Genomic DNA, 767 nt, shown 5'->3' with positions numbered 1-767 from the left:
ATCAGTACCGAGCCCAGCAGTGTCATTATCGACGACGCGGAGGTGTGCTTCCGGCGTACCTACGGCTGTAGTACTAACCACCCCGAGGTGCTGTTCGAAATATAGTCGGTACGCCGAGCTTAAAACCATTCTTCTCCACCGGCCTGAGCGCCTCTTCCATCGTCCCCTCGAACGCAGGCGTCGAATCGTGACCGCCTCGTTGTTTCTGTAGCGTCGTCAGAGGCTGTGGAGGCCATCGACACGCTGAAAACCAGCGATCGTGTACGAAGCGCCCGCGCAAGACCTAGGCGGGAGGGCTGGCGGCGGCAATCGAGCAGCGATTGCCTGTTCTTCGATTTCAATGCGACCGCAGCGCGAGATGACGGTGCCGCTTTGCAAGGAAACGCATCGGCATTAGCCCTAACGAGGCTCCGCCTCAGACCGACGAGTGGTACGGGTGACTGCGGAGCGCTGGCGGTGTAAGGTGGCTCCGGCCGAGCCGGCTGGGACGTGCCCAGCGATGTACGAGCTCGAAGCTCAATGGGTGCAAGGACCCGTGGACGACCGGAGCCAGTGATGACGTTATCACAGAGTGTGTGCGAAGTTCTGCGGGCTCACGTCGTGCTCGAGAGCGAGTGCATCGATCGGATGTACCTGAACGTTTACGTGCCACAGTTGCAGCGCGTGGGCGGCGTGGTGTGGTACCTGCGGGGGCATCTCGGTCAGCGCTTCGCCTCGACCGCGACCGTGGCGCCCAAGACCGTGGCCTTCGTGGCAAGCATCGAGAA

The 767-nt window shown here is 61.7% G+C and carries 1 pseudogene; it reads left to right on the top strand.

Features of this window, described 5'->3' with window-relative positions:
- Nucleotides 1–555 precede the first annotated feature (555 nt).
- Nucleotides 556–767 (top strand): annotated as a pseudogene (locus tag AWB81_RS43750) (hypothetical protein); the annotation flags it as partial.

It is taken from the genome of Caballeronia arationis (assembly GCF_001544975.2).
Lineage (GTDB): Bacteria > Pseudomonadota > Gammaproteobacteria > Burkholderiales > Burkholderiaceae > Caballeronia > Caballeronia arationis.
This window is presented reverse-complemented; position numbering and strand designations above follow the sequence as displayed.